Source organism: Schwartzia sp. (in: firmicutes) (genome assembly GCF_978017985.1).
The window spans coordinates 1-8,405 of sequence record NZ_CDXDFU010000144.1 but is presented as its reverse complement, the minus strand read 5'-3'; the positions used below and the strand labels follow the sequence as shown (position 1 = coordinate 8,405).

At 46.8% G+C, this 8,405-nt stretch carries 10 protein-coding genes; 8 read left to right on the top strand and 2 right to left on the bottom strand.

Going from position 1 to position 8,405, the window contains the following annotated elements:
* On the top strand, positions 1–173 hold a 173-nt coding region (locus tag ACY69O_RS06720), incomplete at its 5' end, for an ABC transporter permease (protein WP_462332697.1).
* 62 nt (positions 174–235) lie between these two features.
* Here ACY69O_RS06720 and ACY69O_RS06715 read toward each other — a convergent pair.
* A complete protein-coding gene (locus ACY69O_RS06715; protein WP_462332696.1) occupies positions 236–808 on the bottom strand; it encodes a xanthine phosphoribosyltransferase in 573 nt (190 codons plus the stop codon).
* Between the two features lie 156 nt (positions 809–964).
* Here ACY69O_RS06715 and ACY69O_RS06710 point away from each other — a divergent pair, with 156 nt between their 5' ends.
* The 6 genes from ACY69O_RS06710 (at position 965) to ACY69O_RS06685 (ending at position 5,968) form a co-directional block, all read left to right on the top strand.
* Positions 965–2,284 carry a nucleobase:cation symporter-2 family protein gene (locus ACY69O_RS06710; protein WP_462332695.1) on the top strand — a complete coding sequence of 440 codons (1,320 nt, stop codon included), beginning with the start codon at positions 965–967 and terminating at the stop codon, positions 2,282–2,284.
* 141 nt (positions 2,285–2,425) lie between these two features.
* Positions 2,426–3,196: a sulfite exporter TauE/SafE family protein gene (locus ACY69O_RS06705; protein ID WP_462332694.1), complete on the top strand. Its 771-nt coding sequence runs from the start codon at positions 2,426–2,428 to the stop codon at positions 3,194–3,196.
* Between the two features lie 11 nt (positions 3,197–3,207).
* Positions 3,208–4,065 carry a dihydropteroate synthase gene (gene folP, locus ACY69O_RS06700; protein ID WP_462332693.1) on the top strand — a complete coding sequence of 286 codons (858 nt, stop codon included), beginning with the start codon at positions 3,208–3,210 and terminating at the stop codon, positions 4,063–4,065.
* A 24-nt stretch (positions 4,066–4,089) separates the two neighbouring features.
* Entirely contained in the window at positions 4,090–4,458 is a 369-nt protein-coding gene (gene folB / locus ACY69O_RS06695) for a dihydroneopterin aldolase (RefSeq protein WP_462332692.1), read from the top strand.
* Positions 4,455–4,970, top strand: coding sequence for a 2-amino-4-hydroxy-6-hydroxymethyldihydropteridine diphosphokinase (folK, locus tag ACY69O_RS06690; RefSeq protein WP_462332691.1), 516 nt, complete (start codon positions 4,455–4,457; stop codon positions 4,968–4,970). The genes folB and folK overlap by 4 nt, the downstream gene beginning before the upstream one ends.
* 110 nt (positions 4,971–5,080) lie before the next feature.
* Positions 5,081–5,968: a MerR family transcriptional regulator gene (locus ACY69O_RS06685; protein ID WP_462332690.1), complete on the top strand. Its 888-nt coding sequence runs from the start codon at positions 5,081–5,083 to the stop codon at positions 5,966–5,968.
* A 54-nt stretch (positions 5,969–6,022) separates the two neighbouring features.
* Here the strand turns inward: ACY69O_RS06685 and ACY69O_RS06680 are convergent, their stop codons facing one another.
* Positions 6,023–7,267 (bottom strand): ATP-binding protein, encoded by a 1,245-nt coding sequence (locus ACY69O_RS06680; RefSeq protein ID WP_462332689.1) that lies wholly within the window; start codon positions 7,265–7,267, stop codon positions 6,023–6,025.
* A gap of 214 nt (positions 7,268–7,481) precedes the next feature.
* On the opposite strand from ACY69O_RS06680, the gene ACY69O_RS06675 reads away from it, so the two are divergent.
* Positions 7,482–8,300, top strand: a complete 819-nt coding sequence (locus ACY69O_RS06675) for a 5'-methylthioadenosine/adenosylhomocysteine nucleosidase (RefSeq protein ID WP_462332688.1) — start codon at positions 7,482–7,484, stop codon at positions 8,298–8,300.
* The last annotated feature ends 105 nt before the right edge of the window (positions 8,301–8,405 follow it).

Below are 8,405 nucleotides of genomic sequence, written 5' to 3'. Positions count from 1 at the left end.
GTATCGGAGTGGCTCTCGCCATATCGAAATTCGGCGGGTTCCAGACGGTTATTACGGTAGGACCTATTCTGATGTCTTTCAGCTTCTCGGTGGGAATCGGTCTTTTCTTCGGAATTTATCCTGCAAGAAAAGCTGCACTTCTTGACCCGATTGAAGCGCTTCGTTACGAATAAGAAAAAGAAAAAAGACACTCGGCTTGCTGCTGAGTGTCTTTTTGTATGCGTGAGTACAAATATTATCTTGTGAAAGTAACCTTTCCGTCATCAAGCGATGCAATACTTGCAAGGGCCTCCAGATGATAGCCGGCCTCAATGATGCGGTTGTGTCCCTTTTGGAAAGCTTTTTCGATTGCGATGCCGATACCTGCAACCTCGGAGCCGGCCTTCTCGACTATGCGTGCCATGCCGAGGGCAGCTTCACCGTTTGCGAGGAAGTCATCAATAATGAGGACTTTTTCGCCTGCAGGAAGGAATTTTTTCAATACCGTGATATGAGCCGTTTCCTTTTTTGTAAAGGAGTATACATCCTCAACATAAGCTGGGTCGGACATAAGCACAGATGCCTTCTTGCGGGCGAAAACAAACGGAACATTGAGCTCAAGAGCCGTTGTGAGGGCCATGGAGATACCGGAAGCTTCAATCGTCAGGATGCGCTGAATGCCTTTATTGGTAAACAGGCGTGCAAATTCCTTGCCCATTTCAAGCATGAGCTGCGCGTCAACCTGATGGTTCAGGAAGGAATCTACCTTGAGGACGTTGCCCGGGAGGACAAGACCTTCTTCCTTGATACGATTTTCTAATAACTCCATGATGTGACCTCCTGAGTAAAAAGTGTATTAAAATAAGTATACGATTCTGTGGATAAAATGCAATAGCAATTAGAAAAAGGTGAAAAAATTTTGCGTTCAAAAATTTTTGGAGGTATACTAGTCCTTGTTCACTTATTTTGACGGGAGGAAATCTTCATGCAATCATCCAAAGTCCATCCGGTTGATAAAATTCTTCCGATATGGAAGCTCCTCATCTACGGCTTTCAGCACGTTCTTGCCATGTATTCAGGCGCGGTGGCTGTGCCGCTTGTACTTGCGGGAGCGATTCATCTGGACGTGGAACATCTGATTTACCTTATTAATGCCGACCTTTTTACATGCGGAATCGCGACGCTGGTTCAGACACTTAGCCTTGGACCTGCCATCGGGTCGAAGCTGCCGATTGTGCAAGGATGCACCTTTACTGCTGTCACTCCGATGATTCTTATCGCTAATTCCTCAGGAGGCGGCGCGGAAGGACTCCGGGTCGTATATGGTTCGGTAATAGTAGCAGGTATCATCTGCTTTGTAACGGCGAACTATTTCAGCAAGCTTCTTCGTTTATTTCCGCCTGTCGTTACAGGTGCGGTCATAATGATTATCGGTCTTACGCTCATGCCTGTTGCGGTGGGCTGGATTGCCGGTGTAAATCCTGCTGCTCCGGATTATGCATCACCCATGAATATACTGATTGCATTCCTTGTGCTTGCGCTAATTCTTTTCCTGTATCGTGTAAGTCAGGGCTTTGTAGGTCACATAGCTGTTCTGCTTGGTCTGATTTTCGGTACGGTCGTAGCTTTTGGTTTTGGTTTTGTGGATTTTTCTGCAGTAGGGCAGGCAGCAGCTATAGGGATTACGACACCGTTTGCCTTCGGCATGCCGATATTTGAGCCTGTGTCCTGTATTGCCATGACACTCGTAATGCTGGTTACGATGGCAGAAACAACAGGCGATGTCATTGCGGTCGGAAAGATTGTTAACAAGACAACTGATGAAGCTGTTCTTTGCCGGGCTCTCCGTGCTGACGGATTTTCTACTGCTCTCGGCGGTGTACTTAACGCATTTCCATATACGGCATTTGCGCAGAATATCGGACTTGTAGGACTTACCGGTGTCAGAAGCCGTTACGTTGTTGCCACAGGCGGTGTCATTTTGATGATTCTCGGACTTTTTCCGAAGCTTGCGGCTATAGTTGCCTGCATACCTAACATGGTACTCGGAGGCGCGGGCCTTGCTATGTTTGGAATGGTCGCAGCCAGCGGAATTCAGGCACTGTCAAAAGTCGAGTTTGTAGGAAACTGCAATATGATGGTAATTGCAATCAGCGTCGCTGTCGCGCTTATTCCTATCGGTGCTCCCGGGTTTTATGCGAAATTTCCGGCAGGGGTACAGCTGATATGCAACAGCGGAATAACCATCGGAAGCATAACGGCCATTGTTCTTAATCTGATTTTGAATCACGGCAAACAATCATAATTTTATGTGCAGCTGCCTGTTTTTACGGGCAGCTTTTTTTATGTATACACAATGGCGGAACGGTGTAATTTCATTGCATTTCCCTAGGGTTTCGGCTAAAATCAGATATGTATTTTTGGACATTTGATTGGGGAGATATGTATGCTGGAAATGCCTGATATGGCGTCCGTTGCATTTTTGGCGGTTATGGGTTTTGTTGCTTCGTTTATTGATTCTGTTGTCGGAGGGGGCGGGCTCATATCCACGCCTGCGCTTTTGTGGGTGGGGATGCCTCCGCTTAACGCGCTGGGGACAAATAAGGCAGCTGCAACAATGGGGTCTATGACCAGTGTTCTGCAGTTTATCCGTGCAGGAAAAATGGATATGGACCTTATAAAGAAGCTGTTTCCTATTTCATTTGCGGGTTCAGTCTTGGGCGTTTTTACCGTCCGTATGATTCCCGCGGATTTTTTGAAGCCGCTTGTTGTAGTAATGCTTATCGGAGTCGCTGTGTACAGTATTTTCAAAAAGGACTGGGGAAAAGCAGCGACCTATAACGGAATGACTAAGCGTATGCTGATTTTGAGCTGCGCCGTTGCCTTTGTATTCGGTTTTTATGATGGATTTTTCGGACCGGGTACAGGTTCATTTCTTTTGTTCGCATTCCTGATGATCGGTTTTGACTTCGTCGGAGCTGCGGCGAACGGGCGCGCATTGAATTTTGCGAGCAATATTGCAGCGTTTATCACCTTTACCGCACTTGGTCTTGCTGATTTCTCTTATGCGATACCCATGGGCATAGGAATGATTTTCGGAGCAATATGCGGAACAAAGATGGCACTGACAAAGGGCGCGGCATACGTGCGGCCGCTTTTTATCTGTGTAACGACAATACTTATCGGCAAACAGCTATTGGATTTATTCACCAAGTGAGGGATATAGTCATGCAGAACGCAATACGCAAGTATTCATGGAAAGACGGAAAAACACTGGAATTTGGGAAACGTACCCTTATCATGGGTATTTTGAATGTTACACCGGATTCTTTTTCTGACGGCGGACTTTGGAATGCTCCCGACAAGGCGCTTCGTCACGCTCTTGAAATGGTGGAGGACGGAGCAGATATAATTGATGTGGGAGCTGAATCCTCGCGCCCCGGGTTTGTACCCATGTCAGCTGAGGAGGAAATCGAGCGCCTGCGTCCATATCTTGAGCTTTTGATGAAGGAGCTTCCTGTTCCTGTTTCGGTAGATACCTTCAAATCAAAAACCGCGGATATGGCGGCTGAGCTTGGCGTACATGTGCTTAATGATATCTGGGGGCTGCAGTATGCCGGTGAGGAACGAGGCGCTATGGCCCGCGTTGCCGCAAAGCATAATCTGCCTGTAATTGTTATGCACAATCAGGACGGAAAGGAATATAATAAAGACATAATTGAGTCAATGCAGGATTTTTTCCGTTCATCTGTCGAGATTGCGCGTGAAGCAGGAATGGACGATAAAAAAATAATTCTTGACCCGGGTATCGGATTCGGAAAAACGCCTGAGGCAAATCTGACGGTACAGAATAGACTCGAAGAGCTTCTTTCGGTTGACGGTGAGCTTTATCCCATGCTCCTTGCAGCAAGCCGAAAGAGCTTTATCGGCGCGGCTCTGGGACTTCCTGTAGAGGAACGCATGGAAGCCACGGGAGCTGCCTGTGTAATAGGCATCATGAAGGGCGCAGGCATGGTCCGCGTGCATGACGTGAAGCCTGTTGCACGCATGTGCCGTATGACTGATGCAATACTGAAAGCAGAATGAAGCGCAGTAAAAGGGGGTACGTAAATGGACCGTATAAAAATAGAAGGTATGGAATTTCGCGGACGCCACGGCTGCAAAGCAGCGGAGCGTGAGCTTGGGCAGCCGTTTATTGTTGACGTTTCCATGTATTTTGATGTTTCGCCGGCGGGGAAAAGCGATGATATTCATAAAACGGTGAACTATGCCAATGTTTTTGAGGTTGTCCGTTCCATAGTGGAGGGAGAGCCTGTAGCTCTTATCGAAGCGCTTGCCGAACATATAGGAGAGGAGCTTTTCGCGAAATTCGGGCTGATACAGAAGCTCCGTATTGTGGTGCACAAACCGTCAGCACCTATTCCGGGTAAATTTGCTGATGTGAGTGTTTCCATTACACGTGAAAGAGGCAAAAAATGAACGGACGCGGAGAGCTTCTTGTTCCGATAGACCGTGCTACGGTTGCGTATATAGGGCTTGGCGCTAATCTCGGGGACAGGGAGAACAACATAAACCGTGCGCTGCAGATGCTGAATGAATCTGATGGAATAAAGCTTTCTGCAGTATCCCCACTGTATGAAACAGAGCCATGGGGGAAAGAGGATCAGCCTAAATTTCTCAATCTCGCAGCGCAGATAGAAACAACACTGGAGCCAAAGCAGCTTTTGGCGGAATGTCAGCGCATTGAAAAGGCTCTTGGCCGCGTGCGCCGGGAACGCTGGGGCGAACGGATAATAGATGTGGATATTCTTGCAATGGATAGGATAGAGACTGACGGAGATGAGCTTATTTTGCCGCATCCTTATGTAACGGAGCGTGCATTTGTGCTTGTTCCTCTTTTTGATATTGCTCCTGACCTTATGGTAAGACGAAGGCCGGTATGGCAATGGCTTGTTGAAGTGAGTGGAAAGGATGGCGTGAGAAGAATTTGAAATAACCTTCCCCCGACCTCTTGACTATATACTTACTATATAGTTTACACTTAAGACCTATAGTGTATACTTTTGCGTGTTGTAGAGTTACTGACAGTTGGGTGGAAATTATGTCACACGGACAAAGTTATTATACGGCAGGCGAACTTGCAAAGATGTTCAATCTTTCCAAGCAGACGCTGCTATATTACGACCGTATCGGGCTTTTGCAGCCTGAATTTGTATCGGAGAACGGGTATAGAAACTATTCTCTGCATCAGTATCTGACTCTTGAGGTTATCACTAATCTCAGAAAACTGGATATTTCAATCTCAGCGATTCAGAAGTACTTGGAGAACCGCAGTCCTGAAGCGCTTAGGGCATTGCTTGAAAAGAAGGATAAAAAGTGTCAGGAGATTATCGAACAGAATGAAAATGTCCGTAAGGATATTAAATCAATGTTCGAGCAGCTGGATTCCCTTGAAGAAACCTGTCTCGACCAGATTACACTGGACTATCGCCATTCGAAGAATCTGTATATCAGTAAAATATCTTCGGGTGTAGGTCATATGGGGACTATCTATATCCTGGCAAATCACAACCTCACGGTATTTTCTGAGCATCACTTTAAGGAACGCAGCGTTGGCTGGATTATAGACAAAGAGTCGTTTCTTAACGAAACAAGCGGAGGAGCAAAGGCCTATTTTTCATCGGTTTCCATTAACTACTACGATGAAAATGAACATTATTTTGAAACACCTGTAGGCTTTTATGTTACTCTGCGATTCAAGGGGACATTCCATAAAAATAAACGCAAGCTGGCCAAAAAGTTCTCTGATTTCATGAAGCGGAACAACCTTCGACCTATCAGTGATTTGTACGTTCAGCCGCTTAAAAACTACTGGATGTGTACATCCCAGAACGAATACGTAAATCAGATATCCATGCAGGTAGAACCGATGGAAACTGATGAGGATAGCTTCGCAGATGACAGCGAAGAACAAAACAATGAGAAATAAAAAAGAGCCATGCAAAGCTTAGAAATAATGCTTTGCATGGCTCTTTTTGGTTGATTACTTTTTGTACTGTCCGAGGTAATAATTAACGAACTGCTGCGCTACGCGTCCGCTGCGGCCTGAATGTTCAAGTTCCCAACGATGACCCGCAAGGCGAAGCTCCTCCGGTGTGAGGATTATGCCCTTTGCGCGGAGCGCGTGGTCGATGATAGCAAGATATTCGTTCTGGTCAGGCAAACGGTAGACGATTATGAGTCCGAATCTGTCAGAGAGGGATATAGTCTCGTTCATGCTGTCGGTCTTATAAAGCTCATCCTGTCCGCTTTCACGGTCACGCCAGCTTTCTTTGATGAGATGGCGGCGGTTTGAGGTTGCATAGATAAGAACATTATCGGGACATGACTCTACGCCGCCCTCAATGGCAGATTTGAGATATTTATACTCGGGTTCGTTGCTCTCAAAGGAGAGGTCATCCAGATAAATGATGAACCGTTTGGAAGCAATACGGCGGAGTGTCTGCATGAGATTCGGAAGCTCGCTGAGCTGAGATTTCTGCAGCTGTATCAGGCGGAGACCCTGAAGAAAATATTCATTTGCCAGTGCCTTTACAGACGAGGATTTACCCGTTCCGCGTGCGCCTACAAGAAGAACATTGTTTGCAGGGCGCCCTGAAAGGAAAGCAAGTGTGTTTGCGATAAGGTCGTGCTTTTGCTGCGCGTATCCGATAAGGTCATCCATGCGTATGGGTTCAAAATGCTCAATTCCCACAAGGCCGATTTCCTTGTCCCAGCGGAAGGCACGGAACCGTGCGATTTTTCCGCTTCCGAAACGGTGATAGTATTCGAGAAGCGTGTCCGCGAGAGTTTCAGCCGTCCAGCCGTTAGAGAGGGCAGATGAGACAAGCGCGCTGCCTTCGTCGATTTTTGCATCTGTCGGGATATAATTGTCCAGTAAAACAGTGTTAAGCCGTTGGCTTGGAAGGTCTCGGAGAAGCGGCTCAAGAACTTCAATATCATGAATGAAAGCACGCTTCAGATCCTCACCGAGATTGCCGTCGGTTTTTTCTATAGTTTCGGCAGCAATATTTTCGTCATGCATAAGACGGAAAAGAATATAGGACTGTAAAATATTCCCCGAGAGACCGTGAGTCTCGGCTTCACGGAGCAGAAGCGAAATGCACTCGTACTGTGTTGGCATATCCGATGGGTTCTCAAGCCAAAGGGCAAGGCTTTTAATTGCCGCATCCTTCAGAATCGAACGGCATATAAGCAGTTGGTATAAATGGGGAGCCTTCAAAATCATTCCTTCTTTCTATATTGCTGGTATTCTGATATTCAGATTTATGTTCTCAAGATAACTCCAGATTATTAGGGCGTCAAGGGTTTGTATTGCATTTTATATCACTGTAAATTATATTGTAATTATCCGATAACTACAAATTAAGGTATGTAAGCGAAGGGGAAACGAGACAATCTTGACAAATTAGAAAAGCAGAATGACGGAGGAGGGGGAAAGTATGAATCGCAGGGAGTTTTTGCGGCTGTCAGCTTTGGGGATGGCCAGCGTTTGGAGTAGTTCATTTTTCACGGGAATGGCAGCGGCACAGGAAAAAAACAAGGCAAAGGTCGGTGTCATTGGTGCGATGGAATTGGAGGTCGCAAATCTGAAGAAAACGATGCGGCTTGAGCGGCAAGTGAAAAAAGCAGGAATGACATTCCATGAGGGGATGATAGGAAACACAGATGCTGTTATCGTCCAATGCGGTATGGGCAAGGTAAATGCGGGTATTTGCGCCCAGGTTCTCATTGATGAATATGCTGTGACACATATCATCAATACCGGTGTGGCCGGCTCGCTGAACCCTAAACTGAATATCGGCGATATTGTGGTTGCTGTGGACGCCGTGCAGCATGATTTCGATGTGACAGCGATTGGCTTCCAAAAAGGGGAGATTCCCTATACGGGAAAGTCCGCCTTTGCGGCAGATAAGGAGCTGCGTCAAAGGGCAGTCCAAGCGATACAGGAGACATTGCCGGGAATTGCCGCCGTGGAAGGAAGAATCTGCTCCGGTGACCAGTTTATTGCCTCTCAAAAGGAAAAGGATAGGATTGTTGCAGAATACGCCGGAGACTGCGCGGAGATGGAAGGCGGCTCCGTTGCCCAGGTGTGCTTCCTCAATGCAGTCCCATTCGTGATTTTGCGGGCAATTTCAGATAAGGCCGATGACAGCGGCCACATGGATTTTGCTGAATTTGCGAAAACCGCGTCGAAAAATTCCTCCAAGCTGATTCAATTCATGCTGGAGCATTGGCAGGATTTTGCCTTCGCCGATTGATACCGAGAATTCTCAGGTAAATGTGGCGCAGGATATCAATAAGTGTCAACGATGAAGAAGGAACGCCCGAAGCGCGGTAAATATGGCGCTGGAAAGCCACAGGGC